The organism is Neglectibacter sp. X4, assembly GCF_009917365.1.
Lineage (GTDB): Bacteria > Bacillota > Clostridia > Oscillospirales > Acutalibacteraceae > Acutalibacter.
Genome location: NZ_QWLE01000011.1, coordinates 26,480 through 45,559, shown reverse-complemented (window position 1 = coordinate 45,559; position 19,080 = coordinate 26,480). Strand labels below are relative to the sequence as shown.

The 19,080-nt window shown below is 45.9% G+C and carries 25 protein-coding genes, 1 tRNA gene and 2 pseudogenes; 10 read left to right on the top strand and 18 right to left on the bottom strand.

Features of this window, described 5'->3' with window-relative positions; genetic code table 11:
- Nucleotides 1–36: 36 nt before the first annotated feature.
- Nucleotides 37–123: pseudogene (locus D1841_RS19775) on the top strand (hypothetical protein); the annotation flags it as partial.
- Here the strand turns inward: D1841_RS19775 and D1841_RS06930 are convergent.
- From D1841_RS06930 to tet(W), 4 genes are all read right to left on the bottom strand, one after another.
- Nucleotides 118–303 carry a helix-turn-helix domain-containing protein gene (locus tag D1841_RS06930; protein ID WP_160642509.1) on the bottom strand — a complete coding sequence of 62 codons (186 nt, stop codon included), beginning with the start codon at nucleotides 301–303 and terminating at the stop codon, nucleotides 118–120. The pseudogene D1841_RS19775 and the gene D1841_RS06930 overlap by 6 nt on opposite strands.
- Entirely contained in the window at nucleotides 296–718 is a 423-nt protein-coding gene (locus tag D1841_RS06925; RefSeq protein WP_002586616.1) for a sigma-70 family RNA polymerase sigma factor, read from the bottom strand. The genes D1841_RS06930 and D1841_RS06925 overlap by 8 nt, the downstream gene beginning before the upstream one ends.
- Nucleotides 719–889: 171 nt before the next feature.
- Nucleotides 890–1,657 carry a class I SAM-dependent methyltransferase gene (locus D1841_RS06915; protein ID WP_002586626.1) on the bottom strand — a complete coding sequence of 256 codons (768 nt, stop codon included), beginning with the start codon at nucleotides 1,655–1,657 and terminating at the stop codon, nucleotides 890–892.
- Nucleotides 1,658–1,707: 50 nt separating this feature from the next.
- Complete coding sequence (gene tet(W) / locus D1841_RS06910; RefSeq protein ID WP_160642508.1) at nucleotides 1,708–3,627, bottom strand: tetracycline resistance ribosomal protection protein Tet(W); 1,920 nt, start codon at nucleotides 3,625–3,627, stop codon at nucleotides 1,708–1,710.
- 600 nt (nucleotides 3,628–4,227) lie between these two features.
- On the opposite strand from tet(W), the gene D1841_RS06905 reads away from it, so the two are divergent.
- Nucleotides 4,228–4,806, top strand: coding sequence for a hypothetical protein (locus tag D1841_RS06905; RefSeq protein ID WP_166554237.1), 579 nt, complete (start codon nucleotides 4,228–4,230; stop codon nucleotides 4,804–4,806).
- A 59-nt stretch (nucleotides 4,807–4,865) separates the two neighbouring features.
- Here D1841_RS06905 and D1841_RS06900 read toward each other — a convergent pair whose 3' ends face one another.
- Together D1841_RS06900 and D1841_RS06895 are read right to left on the bottom strand one after the other, a co-directional pair.
- The gene (locus D1841_RS06900; RefSeq protein WP_160642506.1) at nucleotides 4,866–5,390 is read right to left on the bottom strand and encodes an ImmA/IrrE family metallo-endopeptidase; all 525 of its coding nucleotides are present in this window, start codon (nucleotides 5,388–5,390) and stop codon (nucleotides 4,866–4,868) included.
- A 66-nt stretch (nucleotides 5,391–5,456) separates the two neighbouring features.
- A complete protein-coding gene (locus tag D1841_RS06895; RefSeq protein WP_022294552.1) occupies nucleotides 5,457–5,861 on the bottom strand; it encodes a helix-turn-helix domain-containing protein in 405 nt (134 codons plus the stop codon).
- A gap of 198 nt (nucleotides 5,862–6,059) precedes the next feature.
- On the opposite strand from D1841_RS06895, the gene D1841_RS06890 reads away from it, so the two are divergent.
- From D1841_RS06890 to D1841_RS19610, 8 genes and pseudogenes are all read left to right on the top strand, one after another.
- Complete coding sequence (locus D1841_RS06890) at nucleotides 6,060–7,295, top strand: DNA polymerase IV (protein ID WP_160642505.1); 1,236 nt, start codon at nucleotides 6,060–6,062, stop codon at nucleotides 7,293–7,295.
- 12 nt (nucleotides 7,296–7,307) lie between these two features.
- Nucleotides 7,308–7,568: a hypothetical protein gene (locus D1841_RS06885; RefSeq protein ID WP_131779396.1), complete on the top strand. Its 261-nt coding sequence runs from the start codon at nucleotides 7,308–7,310 to the stop codon at nucleotides 7,566–7,568.
- Nucleotides 7,569–8,030: 462 nt separating this feature from the next.
- Nucleotides 8,031–8,951, top strand: a pseudogene (locus D1841_RS06880) (site-specific integrase); the annotation flags it as partial.
- A 125-nt stretch (nucleotides 8,952–9,076) separates the two neighbouring features.
- Nucleotides 9,077–9,844, top strand: a complete 768-nt coding sequence (locus D1841_RS06875) for a nucleoside phosphorylase (RefSeq protein WP_002582179.1) — start codon at nucleotides 9,077–9,079, stop codon at nucleotides 9,842–9,844.
- 54 nt (nucleotides 9,845–9,898) lie between these two features.
- Nucleotides 9,899–10,771 carry an aminoglycoside 6-adenylyltransferase gene (gene ant(6) / locus D1841_RS06870; protein WP_002582178.1) on the top strand — a complete coding sequence of 291 codons (873 nt, stop codon included), beginning with the start codon at nucleotides 9,899–9,901 and terminating at the stop codon, nucleotides 10,769–10,771.
- A gap of 349 nt (nucleotides 10,772–11,120) precedes the next feature.
- A tRNA-Arg gene (locus tag D1841_RS06865) sits at nucleotides 11,121–11,197 on the top strand.
- A gap of 508 nt (nucleotides 11,198–11,705) precedes the next feature.
- Nucleotides 11,706–12,062 carry a hypothetical protein gene (locus D1841_RS06860; RefSeq protein WP_237076231.1) on the top strand — a complete coding sequence of 119 codons (357 nt, stop codon included), beginning with the start codon at nucleotides 11,706–11,708 and terminating at the stop codon, nucleotides 12,060–12,062.
- 210 nt (nucleotides 12,063–12,272) lie between these two features.
- Nucleotides 12,273–12,758 carry an AAA family ATPase gene (locus D1841_RS19610; RefSeq protein WP_371721546.1) on the top strand — a complete coding sequence of 162 codons (486 nt, stop codon included), beginning with the start codon at nucleotides 12,273–12,275 and terminating at the stop codon, nucleotides 12,756–12,758.
- A 201-nt stretch (nucleotides 12,759–12,959) separates the two neighbouring features.
- On the opposite strand, the gene D1841_RS06850 is transcribed toward D1841_RS19610, so the two are convergent.
- The 12 genes from D1841_RS06850 to D1841_RS06795 form a co-directional block, all read right to left on the bottom strand.
- On the bottom strand, nucleotides 12,960–13,199 hold the full coding sequence (locus tag D1841_RS06850) for a DUF1858 domain-containing protein (RefSeq protein WP_201751242.1): 240 nt from the start codon (nucleotides 13,197–13,199) through the stop codon (nucleotides 12,960–12,962).
- Between the two features lie 13 nt (nucleotides 13,200–13,212).
- Entirely contained in the window at nucleotides 13,213–13,731 is a 519-nt protein-coding gene (locus D1841_RS06845; RefSeq protein ID WP_160642502.1) for a nitroreductase family protein, read from the bottom strand.
- Nucleotides 13,732–13,743: 12 nt separating this feature from the next.
- Nucleotides 13,744–14,241 (bottom strand): flavin reductase family protein, encoded by a 498-nt coding sequence (locus tag D1841_RS06840; RefSeq protein WP_160642501.1) that lies wholly within the window; start codon nucleotides 14,239–14,241, stop codon nucleotides 13,744–13,746.
- A 24-nt stretch (nucleotides 14,242–14,265) separates the two neighbouring features.
- Nucleotides 14,266–14,976 (bottom strand): replication initiator protein A, encoded by a 711-nt coding sequence (locus D1841_RS06835; protein WP_160642500.1) that lies wholly within the window; start codon nucleotides 14,974–14,976, stop codon nucleotides 14,266–14,268.
- Nucleotides 14,977–14,978: 2 nt separating this feature from the next.
- On the bottom strand, nucleotides 14,979–15,215 hold the full coding sequence (locus D1841_RS06830; protein WP_160642499.1) for a hypothetical protein: 237 nt from the start codon (nucleotides 15,213–15,215) through the stop codon (nucleotides 14,979–14,981).
- Between the two features lie 76 nt (nucleotides 15,216–15,291).
- Complete coding sequence (locus D1841_RS06825; protein WP_160642498.1) at nucleotides 15,292–15,504, bottom strand: helix-turn-helix domain-containing protein; 213 nt, start codon at nucleotides 15,502–15,504, stop codon at nucleotides 15,292–15,294.
- On the bottom strand, nucleotides 15,476–15,934 hold the full coding sequence (locus D1841_RS06820) for an RNA polymerase sigma factor (protein WP_160642497.1): 459 nt from the start codon (nucleotides 15,932–15,934) through the stop codon (nucleotides 15,476–15,478). Before D1841_RS06820 ends, D1841_RS06825 begins: the two co-directional genes overlap by 29 nt.
- A gap of 104 nt (nucleotides 15,935–16,038) precedes the next feature.
- Entirely contained in the window at nucleotides 16,039–16,323 is a 285-nt protein-coding gene (locus D1841_RS19770; RefSeq protein ID WP_347563960.1) for a MarR family winged helix-turn-helix transcriptional regulator, read from the bottom strand.
- A 22-nt stretch (nucleotides 16,324–16,345) separates the two neighbouring features.
- The gene (locus tag D1841_RS06810) at nucleotides 16,346–17,125 is read right to left on the bottom strand and encodes a DUF2800 domain-containing protein (protein ID WP_161879931.1); all 780 of its coding nucleotides are present in this window, start codon (nucleotides 17,123–17,125) and stop codon (nucleotides 16,346–16,348) included.
- Entirely contained in the window at nucleotides 17,125–17,418 is a 294-nt protein-coding gene (locus D1841_RS06805; protein ID WP_161879930.1) for a hypothetical protein, read from the bottom strand. The genes D1841_RS06810 and D1841_RS06805 overlap by 1 nt, the downstream gene beginning before the upstream one ends.
- Nucleotides 17,419–17,434: 16 nt before the next feature.
- Nucleotides 17,435–17,830, bottom strand: a complete 396-nt coding sequence (locus D1841_RS06800) for a DUF4406 domain-containing protein (protein ID WP_160239167.1) — start codon at nucleotides 17,828–17,830, stop codon at nucleotides 17,435–17,437.
- 262 nt (nucleotides 17,831–18,092) lie between these two features.
- The gene (locus D1841_RS06795; RefSeq protein WP_160642491.1) at nucleotides 18,093–18,722 is read right to left on the bottom strand and encodes a helix-turn-helix domain-containing protein; all 630 of its coding nucleotides are present in this window, start codon (nucleotides 18,720–18,722) and stop codon (nucleotides 18,093–18,095) included.
- Nucleotides 18,723–19,080: the final 358 nt, after the last annotated feature.

Genomic DNA, 19,080 nt, shown 5'->3' with positions numbered 1-19,080 from the left:
GATACCTACCCTGTGTAGTCCCTTGTAAACTGTACTTTGGAAAAAACAAAAGATAAGGAAAAATATGAATATTGGCTGGATGCGTGGTTACACGCCAAACGATTAGGGGTAAAAGAGTCAACCTACATTCGTTATAGGAACACAATCGAAAACCACATCAAACCCGACCTCGGCGTTGACCTGCCCGTTCACTTTTGAGAAATAGCGGATATATCCGGCGTAGTGGAGCAGGACAGCGTTCACGGCTTCTGGGTCGCCCTCACGGGCTTTGAGGATTGTTTCATAGGGGAGAAGTCTACTCATACCGGCTCACCCCCATTTCTTCGCGTAGCCGCTGCAAGGCAAGCTGGATATGCCGCCCCGCTGTGCTGCGTGACCGGCCAATACACGCGCCGATCACGCGCTGCGGCTGGCGCAGAAAGTAATAGCGCAGGATTTCTTCCCGCGTCTGCTCCGGCAAAACAGAGATCGCGTCGGCAAGGGCGGCGTTGCAGAGCAGGACGGTCTGACCGCAGACGGTAAATGGGTATTCCTCGTCCGGCTCCGACGCGGCAAACTGGACAAACTTCTCGTTCATCAGATAGTCAAGGGAAACTTGCCGTTCCCATTGCCGTTTAAGCTTCAAAATCTTGTCCAAGGCGGCACAGCGGATAACAGTCTTGCAAAAGGCGTTGTACCTGCGCTGGATATATTCTTGATAGGCTATCTGGTCGGTCATGGAAATTCCCCTTTCTGAATAATAGTGCGGGGCGGTGGCACTTCTTGCTGTCGCCCCTTGATTGCCTACCAGCAAAGGCGGGCGGGGCTGTCAACGGCTGCGCATATGCGCCGTTCATCTTGACCGTTGACTGGCTCGGCTGGGTTTGCTATTTACCCGACAAACTTGAATTTATTTTAAGCTATCACGTTTTACCTTCTTAAGCCTTACTATCATTACCATAGGAATTTCTTTGTTGGTTTTAAAACATTCTTCATAAAATCCATCAATGACAAATCCAGCTCTAAAACAAAGGTTAAAAATATCTTGTATGGAACGATGATAATAAATCTGCTCTTTCGGTTGCCCTTCAATCGCTATATCATAGTAACTGTGCGGTGTCATATATTTTTCAGTCAACGTGACAAAACAAGGGTGTTGCGTTGCAAAGACAAAAATTCCGCTTTCCTGCAACAGTTCATAAACAGCCATAAGAAGTGGTTCAATATCCGTAATATCCATAATTGCCATATTAGAAACTGCTTTCGTAAAGGCTCGATTTCTTTTTAATTCTAATATACTTTTTCTATCGGTCGCATCCGCCACACAAAATTCAATTTGTTTTGCATATTGTGATTGCCGTCTTTTAGCCAATTCTATCATTTTTTTGCTGTAATCAAAAGCGACAACCGAAGCGCCTCTTTGTGCAAGATACGAAGAATAATTTCCATTGCCACACGCAATATCCAAAATGTAATCCGCAGGATTAGGAGATAGAAGTTCCGTTACTTTGGGACGCACTACCTCTCTGTGAAATTCATTAGATTCGTCACCCATTGCATTATCCCAAAATTGTGCGTTCTCCTCCCAGATTTTTTTACTTTCCTCTGTTCCCATGTTCTCTCCCACTCCCCAAATTTGCTTTTTTGCTTCCATTAAATCTTCCTTACTATATTCCATTGTTACCCTCCATAACTTCTGATTGTTGCCGTCTTGACGATTATGTATCTTTACATTACCTTCTGAAACATATGGCGCACCTTGTCCAGGCGGCTGTTTGGACGGCGGGGCTGGATGACCGGCTGACCGACAGCGGCCTGATATCCTTTCAGCTCTGTAAGGCATACGCTCCGCCCGTTGGTGTAAAAGGCCAGATCAGTACGGTATGCCTGTATACAGCGGGCGGGAATCTCGCCAGTAAAGACAACTTCATCCTTTTTTACCTGGGCCGTTTCGATGGTGGCACAGTATTTCGGTGCATCATGATAAGCCCTGGAAAGGTATTCCTGGGGCGCATAGAGGATGAAGGAGAGATAAGGTTCCAGCAGCTGCGTCCCCGATTCCTTCAATGCCTGTTCCAATACAATCGGGGCCAATGAGCGGAAGTCCGCCGGCGTGCTGACCGGACTGTAATAAAGCCCGTATTCAAAGCAAATCTTACAGTCCGTTACGTTCCAGCCGAACAAGCCCTGCTCCAGCCCGTAACGGATACCATCCCTGACAGCGTTTTGAAAACTCTGGTTCAAGTATCCCAGCGAAACCCGGCTCTCGTATTGTACACCGGAGCCAAGCGAGAGTGGTGTAACAGACAGTCCTATGGATGCCCAAAACGGGTTGGGCGGCACCTCGATATGGATGGTGTGGCTGGCTGCTTTGAGCGGCCGCTCCATATAAATGACGGAGGGTTCCTTTACCACTGTTTCAAGCTTGTATTTTTCCGACAGCAAAGCGGAAACAACCTCCAACTGCACCCGGCCCAAAAAAGAAAGAATGATCTCATGGGTGATGGAATCCACTTCGCAACGCAAAAGCGGGTCAGTATCCGCAAGTTGCGTAAGAGCGTCCAGCAGCCGTTCTCTTTGCGCTGCCGTTTTCGGCGCAATCGTCGTCCGCAGCATGGGGAGGGGGTCCTCGCGCCACCTTTTACGAGGGAGCCGGGTTTGGTCCCCTAATACATCGTTTAACCTCACGCTGTCGCTGGGAAGGATAACAATTTCACCCTGATAAGCGGTGTCTGTCCGAACAATTTCCCCTTTGGATGGAATACGCATCTCTGTGATTTTCAGCTTTTCTCTCCCGGCCAGGGCCACCGTATCCCGCAGGCGCAGCGTTCCGCTGTATAACCGTAGATAGACACGCCGCTGGCCGCAATCGGTGTACTCAACCTTGAAAACGCTGCCGCATAGGGCGGCGCCCCCCTGTTCCCCAATCGGTTGGAACAGCCCTGTCACCGCATCCATCAACGGTTGAATGCCAAGGCCATTTTTGGCGCTGCCATGATAGACTGGGAACAGGGAGGCGTCTTGAACCCGCTGCTGTTCCTCCCGCGCAAGTTTTTCCCGGCTGATTGGTTCTCCTGCGATATACTTTTCCAATAATTCATCGTTATTTTCGATGACCGCATCCCATGTTTCTATGTCGGTATTTTCCTCCAGGACTATTTCCGGGGACAGCGACACCGTCTGCTTGATGATAATATCGGCGGAGAGCTTATCCCGAACAGACTGAACCACGCTCTGCAAATCAACGCCAGCCTGGTCGATCTTGTTGATAAAGATAACGGTGGGAATGTTCATTTTCCGCAGGGCATGGAACAGAATACGGGTCTGGGCCTGCACGCCATCTTTAGCGGAGATCACCAAGATGGCCCCATCTAAAACAGCCAAAGAGCGGTACACCTCCGCCAAAAAATCCATGTGGCCGGGCGTATCCACAATGTTAACTTTACATCTGTGCCACTGGAAGGAAGTGACTGCCGCTTGAATGGTAATCCCACGCTGCCGCTCCAAAAACATGGTGTCCGTCCTCGTTGTCCCTTTTTCGACGCTCCCCGGTTCTGAAATGGCTCCGCTGGCATATAGCAGGCTCTCCGTCAAGGTCGTCTTTCCAGCGTCTACATGGGCAAGAATTCCAATATTGATTATTTTCATGTGATTGTCCTCCCTTTACAGCCCCAAAGGGCATAAAAATCCCCAGCAGTAAAATACTTTTACCACTGGGGATTATAAGTTGCGGACATACACATATACAGCATACACCTGTTTGTGATTGCTGTTTTTGGGGATATGTCAAAATTGATAAGGCAAAAGTATTCTTAAATTGGGTACAAAAAACTAAGCCCCTACAAAAGGAGCTATCATAATCCTTTGTTCCCACTATTTGATTATAGTTTTATTTAAGAATACCTTGCCGCATATTTTTTACTCCTTTTCTGGATTAAATCATTGTATCACATCAGTTTTAGGAAAGCAAGTACCTAAAAGAAATTTTTCTTCCCCTTATATGTAACAATCATACCGGCTTCCTAGCGTTCAGAATGTTTTCTGCTGTCTGCTGTGGTGTTTGGTTGGAATTGTCCAACCAAAAGCCGATCCGTGGTGTTGTCTGCATTTTACTAAATACAAATTCAATGTATACAGAAAGATATAAGGAGTGGGAGGGATTCCGCCGTAGTTGGCATTGTAGGAAAATCCAAAAGTTTAGATTTTCCCACAATGCTTATCTTTTGGTCTTTGGTTCGGAATAGTGTAGTGCTGGCGGTCTATCTCTTGTTTTCGGTTGCTTGCTTCCTTACCGTACATGAGCATTCATTGTGCGCTTGTAGCATAAAAAATGAATCAAACAATTCTGAAAATTACGAATATACCGATGTAATCTATTCGCTTTACTATTATTTCAAACAAGATACGAATGATATATTAAGAATATTGTCATCAGATAATTTGAACGAGCAAGCGTCACAGCTAAAAGAAAAAGTAAATGAAGTCAACTGGGTTGTTTCTGCTTTACTTACTTCTTTGGAAACATTACAGGATGATACGATAATTACAGATTCTAATGAAGAAGATGCAAAAGAGAATATAACTGGAATCACATCTCTAATTGACGAAAATCTTTCTGATTTATATGATGATGAGAATTCTTCTGCTCTTGTTGATCAATTTAATAAAACATTATTGGCAAACATTAAATATGTAATTGAATTGAGATTTCAAATTCTTGATATAATAATACTAGACAATATGCCGTCTCAAAATCTTCTTAGTTTGGATGATATTAAAACAGAATATGCTTGCGAAGTAAAAGAATATATCACAATCAATCGATAACAAACTATGTTATATGTGAATCGATAATAAGACCGTCTACTCTTTTTGAGCAGGCGGTCTTATCTATTGTATTTGAGAAAGTCATTACAGTGTTCTTGCGGTCTGAGCCTATATCCTTGTGATATGAGCGTATCCGCTTTCAAAGCCACAAGGTTTATATCCGAGTTCAAGGTTCTTGCTATTTGCTGAGTATCGTAACCTCGCTCAGCCAGCTCAAGAAAATCATCATCGGATAAAGCAACTTGAGAAGCAAAAATGTTTGCTTCATATTCCATACGGTTGTCCTGCATTTCAAAGATGTTAAATTCTTCAAAGCCGCCTGTCCGGGTGGCTTCTTCTCTGTGCAGCGTGTCGTGTCCAAGTTCGTGCAACAGGACAATATTCTCCATAACCGGATGCAGATTGTCTTTGATGAACATAAAGCGATTTCGCATGATAACCTTATATGCTCCTCGCTGTTTGGAAAACGGCAAATACATTACCTCAATTCCGAGTTCCCTTGCAATGCGTTTCGGATCACGGGTGCCGCACTGAGCAACAATCCGATTCGCCTTTTGCACTATTTCGGAATTACAAACATACATTGATTCTCACCCCTTTCATACCTTCCTACACTAATCCTATCAAAAGATATGTCACAAAAAACGGACTTACTCGGAACGGTATTTCTTTGGGGTGTATTTTTTATTCTTTTCTTTTGCAATCCAATAAGCGTCCTGGATAGCTTTCATCATAACATCCATATCTTCCTGTGCCATTTCACCGCCTGCAAACAAGCCGGTTACTTCCTCGGTAAGCTGCTGAGCCTGCTTTGCACCCCTGGAGCCGTATTTCTCGGCGGCTTGTGCAACAAGCATATCGCCGTTTCCGAGGAGCTGATCTGTAGTTACATTGAGAGCTTTTGCGAGCTTTTCTGCCGCATCTAAACGAGGACGAGATGTTCCGTACTCATATCTCTGTATCATACGAGAGGAAACACCTGAAATCTTTGCGAGCTGCTCTTGCGTTAATTTGCTTTTTTCTCTCAATTCTTTAAGTCTCTCGTTGAATTTCATAATCATACCCCTTCGTCTTAAAATCTGAAAATTTTGCAACACGACATTTATTTCGTAAATTCATATTGACACGACATTAGTGGCGTGCTATAATCTAAAACACATAAACGACATTTATGTCGTGCCTATATATTACAGCACGACATTTCGTTTGTCAAGTGGTTTTGCAAAAATTTCATGAAATGAGGCGAAAAAGAGTTGAACCGTTCCATTCTGCATTGTGATATGAACAATTTTTATGCAAGCGTTGAATGTATGCTTGATCCTTCTTTAAGAAAATATCCGGTTGCAGTTTGCGGTTCTGTTGAAGAACGACACGGCATTGTCCTTGCTAAGAACTATGCGGCAAAAGCCTTTGATGTGAAAACTGGAGATGCCGTTTGGCAGGCAAAGCAAAAATGCAAAGATTTGGTGGTCGTTCCTCCTCATTATGAAGAATACATTAAGTATTCAAAACTTGCCCGGAATGTTTATAGCCGATATACAGACCAAGTGGAACCGTATGGTATGGACGAGTGCTGGCTTGATATTAGCGGCACAGAGCATATCTTTGGTTCACCTGAAAAGGTGGCAAACGAGATACGGGAAATGATTAAGTTTGAACTCGGCTTGACTATCTCTGTCGGAGTGTCTTTCAATAAGATATTCGCCAAATTAGGCTCAGATATGAAAAAGCCTGATGCCGTAACGGTAATCCCGCAGGACACTTTCAGGGAAAAGATTTGGGGACTCCCCGCAGCGGATTTGCTCGGTGTAGGTCGGGCAACGCAGCGTGTATTAGATAGCTACTGCATACGAACTATTGGAGATTTAGCCAATGCCGAACCTGATTTTCTAAAAAGACGGCTCGGTAAAAATGGCGTGGCTCTTTGGCAATATGCAAACGGTAATGACCACTCCCTTGTTCACAACTCTGACTTTGTATCACCAATTAAGAGCGTAGGACACGGAATTACCACAGTAGCAGATTTAGAGAAAAACGAGCAGGTGTGGCCCGTTTTCCTCGAACTAACCCAAGACATCGGACACAAGCTCCGTGTCCATCAGAAGTGTGCGGATGGAGTCGCTATTCACATACGGGACAACACGCTTTTGTCAAAGCAATGGCAAACGAAGTTGGATATGCCTACACAGTCCCCGATGCTCATTGCAAAGGCTGCTTTCAGCTTATTTGAGAAAAGATACGACTGGAGAAATCCAATTCGCTCTGTCACGGTTCAGGCTATCAATTTGGTGCCACAGGACACGCCCCGACAGATTGATTTGTTTATGAATGTGGAGAGAATAGAGAAATTTGAAAAGCTCGATTTGTGTATTGAAACAATCCGACAGAGGTTCGGCAAGGACAGCATTAAAAATGGTGTCCTATTTCAAAATCTTAGGATGCCACCTGAAAGGGCAGAAATCGCAATGCCGACCGGAATGTTGAGTTAGGAGAATTAGGCAATGGAAGAACGCAGAAAAGTATATGTGGAGGTAAGAGCAAGACATTTGATTGATGGAACTTGCCGACCTGAAACCATTAAGTTTGAAAATGACGAGGTTTACGAAATCGACCGTGTGAAGCAATGCTGTCGAGCTGCTTCTACTAAAGTCGGCGGTACGGGACTTCGGTATACTGTGATGATTTGCGGCAAGGAAACCTATCTCTTTGATGAAGAAAACGGGAAGTGGTTTGTTGAGGGTAAAAGCAGAGTTGCCACTTGATAATAGCATAATACTCTGGTTTTACAAAACCTCAGCAAAGGTACAAAGCAATTTGATGAGGTGATGTAATTGAAATATGATACTTGGACTCCGGTTCCTATGTTTTGCGCGAACTGCGGACATCTAAACTATGGATACCGGAATGAAAACGGAATAATCAAATATGAGTGCAAGAACTGTAAAGCAGTTTCAGTCAGAAAACAAAAAGGTCGAAGGCACGACACGATAGACTTATATGCTCCCGCAGGGCAAGTGCGATATGAGTGAGGTAGATAAAATGACTTACTATGATTTGAAAACGAATGAGATTTGGGCGGACTCGAACATTGCCGGATTTCACGACGAGCATATTGAGATTGACGAAGTGATAGCTCCGTTAATCCGAGAACTGAATATTAAGGGTTACAAAACAAAGTTCTGCTGTTCGGGACATCCCTTCTATTCTTTATGCGAAGCTATGGTCGATTCCGAAGAAACGGCAAAAGCGTTTGTGTCAATGCAACGCTCCCACAAGAGGAACACAAGGCTCGTGATATATGGGATGCACCCACTCTCTTTAAGGCTCTTGAGCTTTGCGATGACGATATATTAAGACTTGCTATTAACCTTGCTTTCTCTTGTTCCTTGCGAGTTGGTGAAATGCTTGGATTGACTTGGGATTGTGTTGAGATCTCCGCTGCAAGCATAGCAAACGGCACGGCTTTTATATTCGTTAATAAGGAACTGCAACGAGTAAACCGTGATGCACTTGAGAAATTGAATGAGAAAGGCATCATACTCAAGTTTCCGGCTTTCTTTGCAAGGACAAACACCGCCTTAGTTCTCAAAGAGCCTAAGACAAAGACAAGTACCCGAAAGGTATTCCTACCTAAGACGGTGGCAGAAATGCTCAAAGAACGTTATCAGGAAATTCAAGAATACAAGGAACTGTTCGGTGACGAGTTCCAAGATTTCAACCTCGTATTCTGTAATGCAAATGGCAGACCGATGGAGAGCCAAATCATCACCCGTGCATTGCAGAAACTAATCAAAGACAATGACCTACCGCCCGTAGTTTTCCATAGCTTGCGACATTCAAGTATTACCTACAAGTTGAAGCTCAACGGCGGTGATATAAAGTCTGTTCAGGGCGATTCCGGTCACGCACAAGTAAAGATGGTTACTGATGTGTATTCTCACATCATAGACGAGGACAGACGGCTCAATGCACAAAGGTTTGAAGAAACCTTCTACCAAAAGAAAAACCCGTCAGAGGTCAACGGAGCGACCGTAGAGCCGAAGAAAGAGCCGCAAGGCATAACCGAAGAAGCAATGCTAAACTATATGGTTCAAAACCCCGACTTCTTACAGAAGTTCAAAGTCCTGCTCGGTGTAGGAAACTAAATACAAAGCAGAACGGCAAGATCACAAAATGGTCTTGCCGTTTTCTTTTCGCTTTAATGTGTAGAATTTTTCATATTTATGTGGTATAATCAATTAGCTAAATAAGAATTTGACGGAGAGATAGTATGGCTATTATTAAAAACGAAATACCGATTTTGGAGTTTGATACAGAGCAGACAGCAGTTCTTAATCCCACTCATGAAAATCTTGGTTTGAACTTACCCAAGAAATGTGTGTTCGCATTTCTTGGTGCTTACATAGATGAATATGCCAGTAAAAGTGATACCAAACAGGTATCCACTTTTGAGAGTGCAACGAAGCATTATCCCATTTACATCACCAAATACAAGGGTGAGGACATTGTGCTTTGTCAAGCACCCGTTGGTGCGGCAGCAGCCACACAGATACTTGATTGGCTGATTGGTTATGGTGTAAGAGAGGTAATCTCGGCAGGTAGTTGCGGTGCTCTGGAAAAGTTCCCCGAAAGTACATTCCTCGTACCAAACAAGGCTCTGCGTGATGAGGGAACATCTTATCACTATGCGCCCCCTTCTCGATTTGTGGAAATCAGCGAGAAGGCAAGAAAAGCAATTGAAGAAACCATTCTTGAGCATAGTATGAAATATCAGGAGGTTATAACCTGGTCAACGGATGGATTTTTCCGTGAAACCAAAGAAAAGGTGGCTTATCGCAAAAGTGAAGGCTGTGCAGTTGTAGAAATGGAATGTTCTGCTCTGGCGGCCTGTGCTGATTTCAGAGGGGCAACCTGGGGTATGATACTTTATACCGCAGACAGTCTTGCAGATGTTGACAAATACGACGAAAGAAACTGGGGCGGTAATGCATACGAATATGCACTTACGCTCTGCCTTGATGCGGTTATCAAATTATAAGAACAGTTAGAATCAATCTTTTTTTTGTGATATAATTTTATTGAGGTGAATGAAATGAGGACTGAAAAAGAAATATACGATTTAGTTTTGAATTTTGCTTTTCAAGATGAGAGAATTAGAATTGTAACTCTTGAGGGGTCTCGCACTAATGTTAATATACCAAAAGACAATCTTCAAGATTATGATATTACTTTTTTTGTTATAGATATGGGAGAATTTTTGAAAAGCGATGACTGGCTTAGTGTTTTTGGTAACAGAATTATGATGCAAAAACCTGAAGATATGGAATTATTTCCTCCAGAAGAAAAAGGATTTTCTTATATAATGCTTTTTGATGATGGTGTAAAGATTGATTTAACTTTGTTACCTGTTTCAATGCTTGAGGAGTATCTTACTCGCGATAAACTTGTAAAAATCATGTTAGATAAAGATAATATGATTAAAACAGAAATAGTTCCCACAGATGAAGATTATTACATTAAGTGTCCAACAGAAAGAAAGTTTGATGACTGTTGTAACGAATTTTGGAATGTTGCAACATATGTATCCAAGGGCTTACTTCGTGGTGAAATACTATTTGCAATAGACCATATGAATGAAGTATTACGTCATGAGCTTCTTAGGATGATTAGTTGGTATGTCGGTACTGAAAAAGGATTTAATTTCAGTTTGGGTAAAAACTATAAATTTTTAGATAAGCATATTTCAAAAGAATTGTGGGATAACTTACTAAATACATATTCAATGAGTTCGTATGAAGAAATGTGGAAATCGTTTGATTTGTGTCTATGTTTGTTCAAAAAAATATCTAAAAAAGTGGCAGATTCACTTGGTTATAATTATCCTGATTATGATGAAAACGTTACAAAATATTTGGAAACACAAAAGAGAATTTCAAATAAATATCTTTATGGTAATAGGTATTGACAAATTCCAATTTAGCGAAGTGAGTAAAATAAATAAAACTCGGTAACAGACCGAGGTACAAGCGATTAAATAAAGGCATCTTGTGGGAATATAACCGTTTCCCTAAATCCGACCACCTTGCTAATTCCCATCTAATGAAACGGTCGAAAACGGGGTAAAATTAGCAGTAATTCCGTAACACAGCTTAACACTCAAAGTGCGAAAAAGCCTTGAAAATACGGGATTATCGGGTACAGGAAGTGACTCTACAACCGAGTTTCGAGGTCACTCCTAAGAAAGTGTTCCAACGCTCGCCTTGGGAGGACAAGGAAAATGTTGCGAGTTCTACAATTTCATAGTTTTTATAAATGTTTCCGTAGCTCAGTTGGATAGAGCGACCGCCTCCTAAGCGGTAGGTCGGGTGTTCGAGTCACCTCGGGAACGCCAAAAACCCCGCCGAAAACCCTGTAAAATCAAGGTTTTCGGCGTTTCTTATTTTCCGAGAGAAATCGGACAGGTAGCAAAGTGCGATTAGCAAAAGCCCATCTTGCTAATCAGACATACCAGAGAAAAATCGAACTTGGATTTTTCGTTCATCGGTTATCCTGCTTCGGCTTGCTAATGATTAGCAGGATTTTTGCCGAGTTTGCTAATCAAAATGCCTTTCCTGCTAATTTCCCGAAAAAAGCTGCTAAAAATCATGCTAATTTGAAAGGCGATAGTTCCAAGTTCAACAGCTTATTTTATAGGTTTATCTGCTACCAGATACGGCACATTTGAGTATCCCATCGCTTCTATATATAATGGAAGCAGGAAAGGACAAAGAAGCGATTCAACTTCCTGCCAAGTTGGCAGTAAGTTGTCAAGTGCTTCGGAAGTAGCTAAAAAAAGCGGAGATAGCGAAAGACAGGTTTTCCGTTTTGTTCGTTTAACCGAGCTTGTACCAGAGATTTTAATGATGGTAGATGAAAGGCGGATTGCTCTTAATCCTGCGGTGGAATTATCTTATCTCACCGAGGGACAGCAATACACCCTGCTTGAAGCTATGGAGTATAACGATGCCACGCCGTCACTTGCACAGGCTATCAAAATGAAAAAGTTTATGCAGGACGGCAAGCTCACGGACGAGGTTATCCAGAGCATCATGCAGGAGGAAAAGCCCAACCAGAAAGAAAAGCCCGCCTTCAAGGACGAGCGGATAACCAAGCTCATACCGAGGTCAGTCCCCAGAGGGCAGGAAACGGATTTTGTTGTCAAGGCGTTGGAGTTCTACAACCGACACCTGCAACGGCAGCGAAGCCAAGAGAGATAGCCGCACACCGAGGGCGAGGTCTGCCCTTTTGCGGCACGGGTGGATAGCCACGGCAGCGGCTTCCCCCCTCTCCACACCTCTCCTCCTTGATACTGCCAGTAACTATCCGAGAAAAGAATATCTGCAAATCCCCGTTAGGGCTGAAATTCCCACCTTTGAGGTTTTCTGCGGTTTTCCGTATAATGGAGCCACAAAGGAGGACGATTGCTTATGAAAAAACGAATGATTGCAGGCGGTGTCGGCAAGACCACCACGGCAGTCAATCTGGGCGTAAGTCTGGCACAGCAGAGCAAGAAAGTCCTGCTCATTGATGCTGATGCACAGGCAAATCTAACCATGTCCCTCGGCTACCACAGACCAGACGATTTACCAGTCACACTCTCCACCATCATGCAGGACATCATGAAAGAAAAGGGAATATCCTACAAGACCATAAGCAATGACAAGCGTTCTCTGAAAGCTGCTTTTTACACAGCGATACAGGACGACTGTATAAGGAAAAATCCCTTTGACTTCCAGCTAAACACCGTGATCGAGGACGACACAGAGCCGAAAGTACCCCTCACAGGAGAACAGGAAGAAAGCCTTTTATCCTTTATGCAGGGTGATAGCGTCTATCAGAAATATAGGGACAGATTTGCTTTCCCTCATCATGCGGAGCATCGACATATCACGACTTATGTTCGGTTGGATTGAGATGATAACAAGACAATATTCATTTTCTGCAAAAATTTCTAATGCTTTTTCGACAAACTGTGTACAGCTAACATCAACACAATCATTTTGCATTATATTTTGAATCGCTAAAGTAAACGCCAAATTATCGTCCGCAACCAATATTCGTTTTCTGATCTTAAACCACCATCCATTCTGCAAAAGAATAATAAAAATTCATAATCAATATAGTACGACGGGCTGATTTGTACCGTCCTTGAGCCCGCCGATTTTGCCTATGCTTAAATTTGTGTATAATACTCTGTCTACGTCCAGCCCATGCACCTGACAGGCTTCCTTCAGCGACTCATGGATGGAGGATGGGCATCCGACACAGTGCATTCCGGCTTTCACCAGAACATCAACAATCCCCAGGTCATAATCAAGCATCTGTCCCATTGTCGTTGCTTTTGTGATTTCCAATGTATTTCCCGCCTTATCGTTCTTCCACGGTTTCACTGAGTGGGCGGAATGTACTGTGCCATTCCTCATAAGGAACCGATTCATCAGACGGATAACCGATAGGAAGCAGGCAGATCGGCTGTACCTGCTCCGGCAGGTCAAACACCTTTGCCACCTGCCGCGAATCAAATCCGCGCACCCAAACAGAACCGATTCCTAACGCCCATGCTTCCAGCATCATGTGTGTGCAGACAATGCTGGCATCCATTTCACCGGTATCATATCCGTGCTCAGATGGGCTTCGCCAGACTTTCGTTTTATCTGCACATACCAACAGAACCACCGGCGCGTCATAGGCAAACCGGGTAAGGGAACGAATTTTTCCAATGGCTTCCGGACTTTTCAGTACATAAATTTTCTGTGGCTGAAAATTCACCGCCGTAGGCGCAAGCTGTCCGGCTTTCAAAATTCGTTCCATTTTTTCCGGCTCAATCGGACGATCAGAATAGGAGCGAACAGAATAACGGTCTGCTGCCAGTTCTAAAAAGTCCATATCTACTCTCCTTTACTTTGCAGGGCGAAGCTGAGAATAGCCATTCCATGCAAAGAGCGCTTCCTCTGCTTCATTGCCGTACACCTGCTCTACATCGCAGATATACAGATAGTGGTCGCCGGTTTCATGGTATTCTTTCATGTGGCACTGAATTGCCACCCGGCTATGTGCCGGAATCTGAATCTTGCTTCCCTCTACGCTGGCAAGTTCAATGCCGAATTTGCCGACCTTATCAGTATTTCTGCCGGTCATGCTGCCGCAGCCCATCACAGCGTCCGCTATTTCAGCGCCGGGAACTGTTACAATAACCTTGCCGGTTTCACGGACACGCTCCCCGCTGTAAGAAGTTTTTGCCATTGCAAAGGCAATCATGTTGGGATTAAAGGATAGGTACGTCCACCATGATACTGTAGCAAGATTGGTGCTGCCATCCGGCTTTTCGGTGCAGACAACAGTAACGGGGTTTGGAGAGGTCAGGCGAGATGCCTTCGCTAATTTGATTTTTTCCATTTTGTTTATTACCTTTCTATGTTCTTATTGGATTGATTTTCCCATTTCATAAAGGCTCTCGCCCTCCTTGTAGGAATAATCAGGGATTCCTTTCTTTCCTGTGCCTTTCCTGTCACGTTTTGCCCACATACGGACAGCGGCGGCATGGTTGGCGTACACTTTCCCGTAGGCGGCTATGTACTCGCTCAATTCCTCAATGAACCGTTCCAGCCTGTCCGGGTATTCCCCTTTCAGCTCCGCATACTCGGATTCGGAGAGGAAAAGGTTTTTATATCTGCCAAAGGGTGCGGGCTGCTCCCCACTCACTCCTTTTCGTTGGTTCTCTTTTAGTTGGTTTATAGTAAGTTGGTTAGGGGTCGGTTTTCCGTCCAACGCAAAGGTCGCTTTTCCGTCCTTATGAGGGTCGCTTTTCCGGCTATCAGAGGGTCGGTTTTCCGGCTGTATGGCTGTCATATGGTCGGAAAACTGTACCACTGGCATTTGCGGTATTTTTATATAAAGGCGGTTGGGTGCGGAGAAGCCCCGGCGTTCCCTCACCAGAAGCCCGGCAGCGTCCAGCTCGTTCAGTGCGCTTTTTATGGCGGTGCTGCCTTTATCCAGCATTTCCGTTATCTCCGAAACGGGATAGACAATATACGTCCTGCCCTCGCTGTCCTGCCAGCCGTTCTTCTGTGAGAGGGTGGAACGGTCAAGAAGCAGCCCATAGAGCAGCCTTGCGGTATGCGACAAGTCCATTTTCAGCAGAAAACTGTGGTAGAATCTTGCTCTAAGAAAGTGGCGGCTTTATCTAAATCAAAAACCCATTTTAAAGATACCAACTTTGCTTCATCTGTTTCGTGTGTTTCTCCGCATAGAAATTGCCACATTCCGTCATCTTCATCATGTGATACATATAGAATAGGTGCCTGACGCTCCAATATATGGCAACAGATAATCGTAGCAGTATCGGGTGAATCATAAAAAGGAAATTCCATGTCTGTTACTCCTTTCAAACTTCGATTTGTCGTTGCTTTATTATATACCCGTTTTCCCAAAAATGAAAGCGATTTCTTATGCTTCATGTTCATCAAAACGGAACTTGAACAGGGCAGCGACAAGCCGGGATTTTATGCTGTCCTCTGTATCCCTGTCGATATGCCCGTTTTCAATGGCGGCGATTCGGATTCGCTTGCTGTAATGCCGTAAAACCTCGTCCACGGCTTCCGGCTCTCCGCTGGTCGCCCGGACAATCGTTTCATAGGGTAAAAGGCTCGGATTCCCCATGTGAAAGCACCTCCATTTCTTTGTGCAGAAGCTGTAAAGTCCTGCGGATTTGATACCCGGTCGTACTCCGGCAGCGTCCGTACATTTTCCCGATTTCCTGTTGTGTGTAATCTCCGAAAAAGTAAAGGAAAATGATTTCCCGGTTTCTCTCTGGCAGAGATAACAGGGCGGCGGCAAGCTCCCCATTGGTGAGGATAACTGTCTGACCGCATATCGTTATAGGGTATTCTTCATAAGGTGCTTCAAAATATTTGTCTGTTGTGCCTAAAGGGTAAAACTTTTCTTCTGTGAGGTATTCAAGGGATATTTCTTTTTGCCGCCGTCTGCTCCTGTCACGCCATGCGTTGAGTGCTGCATAGCGTATGACGGTCTTGCAATAGCCGTTGAACGTATACATGATGTGTTCTCTGTATGCTTCTATGCAAGGCATAAATGATTCCCCCTTTCCCCCACATGGGGTGGTGCATGATTGACAGTTAAATTACTATAATTCAGATGAGAGACAGATAACGACAGGGCAGAGGAACGTCCGTTTTACAAATTTTTATTGTTTTTATTTTTCAGTTGGAACAATAATTTTTGAAATACTTCTGTATCATTTTCTGTCTCAAAAAAAAAACTAATGTCAACACTTTCTACTGCTTTAATCGCTTCTTTTAATACAGATAATCCATTATCTGTATTACAGATTGTATTCGCACGACTGTCAACTTTACTTTGGATTCTTTGCGTTAATCCTTTCTTTTCCAGCAAACGTAATGTTGACGATACTGTCATAGGGTCAATCATCGAGAAATCGGATATTTTCTTTTGCGTAATTTCAATATCACTTTCACTTAATTCAACAATAACAGCAAGTATGGGATGTGTAATACTGCCCCATCGTGACGGGGGCGTTGTAGAGCGCTGCCAGCTTGAGGAACTCCTCGGCCCTGGCGCGGCACTGGTTTCGGGCCTTGCAGAACCGGCACCAGGAGCCAGCGGCGAACTCCCCGGCCCCCATGAGGGCCATGGCCCCGGTGGGGCGGAGAACCTCCTCACCCCACTTCTTCAGCTCCTCCGGGGTGATCTCCCAAGTGGAGCAGTGGCAGAGTCGGGGCTGGAAGATGGTCAGCCGCACCACCTTGGGGTCGTAGAGCAGCTCGGCCTTGCTGAGAACACCCAGGCCGTAGATCATAAGCTGGGGGTTGCGCTCGGCATCCACCTGCACACCCCGGCCCAGCTTAAGGTCGATGATGTGGATGTAGGAGTCGGTCACGATGACCATGTCGGCGGTGCCGAAACAGCCCTCCACATACTCGGATGCATCGACCCTCTGCTCTACGGTGAAGACGGGGTCCTTGCAGACCCGCCGCGCCTCCTCGATCTCGCCCTGGACGAAGGAAACGTACTCGTCCACGGCCTCCAGCAGCTCGTCCGAGTAGTAGTCGGACACGGGGCGGCGGGTGCGCTGCTTGAGGTACTTCTTGATGAGATGTTCGGCCATCGCGTGGCCAGCGGTGCCCTCGGCGGCGTAGGCGCTCTCCTCGTCCTGGAACTGCTCCTCCAGCATCAGGGAGGGAGGACAGTGCAGGCGGCGGTTTGCAGCCGAGGGGGAAAATCTCGCGTGTGTGGAAGGCATCAGAGCGCCTCCACTTCTCGGAGGAGGTCGGCGTAGTCCTCCGGCTTGACGCCAGACAGCTTGCCAGCGTCATACTTCATCAACAGGGCCTTGACCTGGGCGGTTTTGCCCTCATCGCTCTTGGCGGACATGACGGCCCGGACCTGCTCGATGGTGATGGGCTTTTCGGTTTGCTTGTTCGGCTCCGGGGCTGCAGCGGGGGTGGTCTCCGCTCCCTGTTCAGCCAGGGAGCGGTAGCCAGCCGCCAGCAGCTCGAAGCCTTCAGCCAGTTGGCTGTAGACTTTCTTATCCATTTGTGGTATCCTTTCCTCAGATGATGTGTGCGCCCTGCAATTCAGCGAGGAACTCCTCATCCACCCGGTCATCGATGGACAGCGTGTCCGGGGTGATGCGGTTGAGCTGCTCATCGTAGCAGCGGATGGGAATGCGCATCTTCTTGGCGATCTCCAGCTCGTACTTCATGCCCTTGGTGATCTTGCTGCCGATGAGCCACATCATGTCGCTGGCCTTCAGCAGCTCGGCCCCAAGCTGGATGCCGAGGATGCGCTCGTCCGGGAGGTCGTCCCGGAGGAACTGCGGATACATCAGGTGGGGGATGACGGGGACGTAGCCGCTCTTGGCGGCGATCCGCCCAGCGTCCCTGGCGACCTTGATGTTGTGGTCGATGTCCCCACGGTAGGGGGAACAGATGAAAACTTGCTGCATATCAGTTATCCTTTCGAGTCATTCGGGTGCATCCCGTGTGGTTGATGGTTGCTGCCGCCGCCACCCGGTCGGGCGGGCAGTGGTTGTATGAGTGGCCACCTCATGGCTTAATAATAGCCTGCCAGACGGCGTTTGCCCCGGATATTGAAAACCCGAAAATGGGCCGCTTTCCAAGGCTCCAAACTGGGTCAGAGTTTCGGAAAGCGGCCTTTATCAACGGCCGAGTAGGCGGGTTTTGAAAACCCGGTAGCCAGAAAACTTTTTATTTTTCTTTCGCCAGCGGGGGAACCCCTGTGCTACGGAGCAGTGCATTGCAGTCGTAGATGCTGCTCCCTGTCATAGTGGAGAGGATCGTCAGATAGGCGATGTCGCTTGGTTCACCAGCAAAGGTGTGTCCGGCCTTATGTACCAAATCGAGGCTGAACGGCAGAGGGAGCCGGAGGCCCACGCACAGTGCGACAACGGTCTGGATATTGGGCTTCGATTTGTTGGAGCCATTTCGATACTTGCGGATAGTGTCCTCGTTGATAAGGCACAGGCCAGCCAGAGCCTCGTTAGTCAGGCGGAGCTTGTCCATGTGGTAGGCCAGGGTCGCTCCGAACTTACCAGGTAGCTCGTCCATGATGGCAGAGGCCTGCTCCACATAGGTCTTGAACTCCGGCGTGTGGGCGGGGACGTCACTGACCGCCTTATTGAATGCGGTATCTTGATAGGTGGCCTTGACCATGGCGATGTCCTTGGCTGTTTGTTTCTGATGATTCTTCATAGCTATGCCCTTTCCGCCTGGGCGGGCAAAGGATGCAGAAAAGCCTGGAGCGATACAGCGCCCCAGGCCCATGCAGTCGAAAATGGATGCACAGAACCAAGGGTGCCATATGCGCCTTCTCTTCATTGAAGAGTTAGCGACTATAGCATCCTTTGCCTGTATGCATCCAGGCTTCGATATTTTTATCTCCACGGCGGTGCCGTTTTGACCTTGTTATGTATAACGATTTTCCAAGGGAAACAAAAGCGGGTGTCGATGGGCACCTGATATGCTGCCGTATTATTGGGCTTTACCCGCGCCTTCAGCGGTTGCCTTTGAATCGACTGTTGCTCGTTTCCTTGTGCCTCTGCGACTATGGTAACACAGAAAAATTTGCTGTATCGGACACGCCGTGTCCGGTCCAGAACGCAAAAAAAGAGCCAGAGTCAACTGGGTGTAACCCAGTGAACTCTGGCTCTATAGTATCGCTATTGGGTTCAGTCTA

What these genes read in the sequence shown, in the direction of transcription:
- D1841_RS06930 (WP_160642509.1), bottom strand. Translation starts at nt 303, where the DNA reads ATGAGTAGACTTCTCCCCTATGAAACAATCCTCAAAGCCCGTGAGGGC.
- D1841_RS06925 (WP_002586616.1), bottom strand. Translation starts at nt 718, where the DNA reads ATGACCGACCAGATAGCCTATCAAGAATATATCCAGCGCAGGTACAAC.
- D1841_RS06915 (WP_002586626.1), bottom strand. Translation starts at nt 1,657, where the DNA reads ATGGAATATAGTAAGGAAGATTTAATGGAAGCAAAAAAGCAAATTTGG.
- D1841_RS06900 (WP_160642506.1), bottom strand. Translation starts at nt 5,390, where the DNA reads ATGTATGTTTGTAATTCCGAAATAGTGCAAAAGGCGAATCGGATTGTT.
- D1841_RS06895 (WP_022294552.1), bottom strand. Translation starts at nt 5,861, where the DNA reads ATGAAATTCAACGAGAGACTTAAAGAATTGAGAGAAAAAAGCAAATTA.
- D1841_RS06885 (WP_131779396.1), top strand. Translation starts at nt 7,308, where the DNA reads ATGGAAGAACGCAGAAAAGTATATGTGGAGGTAAGAGCAAGACATTTG.
- D1841_RS06875 (WP_002582179.1), top strand. Translation starts at nt 9,077, where the DNA reads ATGGCTATTATTAAAAACGAAATACCGATTTTGGAGTTTGATACAGAG.
- D1841_RS06860 (WP_237076231.1), top strand. Translation starts at nt 11,706, where the DNA reads ATGATGGTAGATGAAAGGCGGATTGCTCTTAATCCTGCGGTGGAATTA.
- D1841_RS19610 (WP_371721546.1), top strand. Translation starts at nt 12,273, where the DNA reads ATGAAAAAACGAATGATTGCAGGCGGTGTCGGCAAGACCACCACGGCA.
- D1841_RS06845 (WP_160642502.1), bottom strand. Translation starts at nt 13,731, where the DNA reads ATGGACTTTTTAGAACTGGCAGCAGACCGTTATTCTGTTCGCTCCTAT.
- D1841_RS06840 (WP_160642501.1), bottom strand. Translation starts at nt 14,241, where the DNA reads ATGGAAAAAATCAAATTAGCGAAGGCATCTCGCCTGACCTCTCCAAAC.
- D1841_RS06835 (WP_160642500.1), bottom strand. Translation starts at nt 14,976, where the DNA reads ATGGACTTGTCGCATACCGCAAGGCTGCTCTATGGGCTGCTTCTTGAC.
- D1841_RS06830 (WP_160642499.1), bottom strand. Translation starts at nt 15,215, where the DNA reads ATGGAATTTCCTTTTTATGATTCACCCGATACTGCTACGATTATCTGT.
- D1841_RS06825 (WP_160642498.1), bottom strand. Translation starts at nt 15,504, where the DNA reads ATGGGGAATCCGAGCCTTTTACCCTATGAAACGATTGTCCGGGCGACC.
- D1841_RS06820 (WP_160642497.1), bottom strand. Translation starts at nt 15,934, where the DNA reads ATGCCTTGCATAGAAGCATACAGAGAACACATCATGTATACGTTCAAC.
- D1841_RS06810 (WP_161879931.1), bottom strand. Translation starts at nt 17,125, where the DNA reads ATGCCTTCCACACACGCGAGATTTTCCCCCTCGGCTGCAAACCGCCGC.
- D1841_RS06805 (WP_161879930.1), bottom strand. Translation starts at nt 17,418, where the DNA reads ATGGATAAGAAAGTCTACAGCCAACTGGCTGAAGGCTTCGAGCTGCTG.
- D1841_RS06800 (WP_160239167.1), bottom strand. Translation starts at nt 17,830, where the DNA reads ATGCAGCAAGTTTTCATCTGTTCCCCCTACCGTGGGGACATCGACCAC.
- D1841_RS06795 (WP_160642491.1), bottom strand. Translation starts at nt 18,722, where the DNA reads ATGAAGAGAAGGCGCATATGGCACCCTTGGTTCTGTGCATCCATTTTC.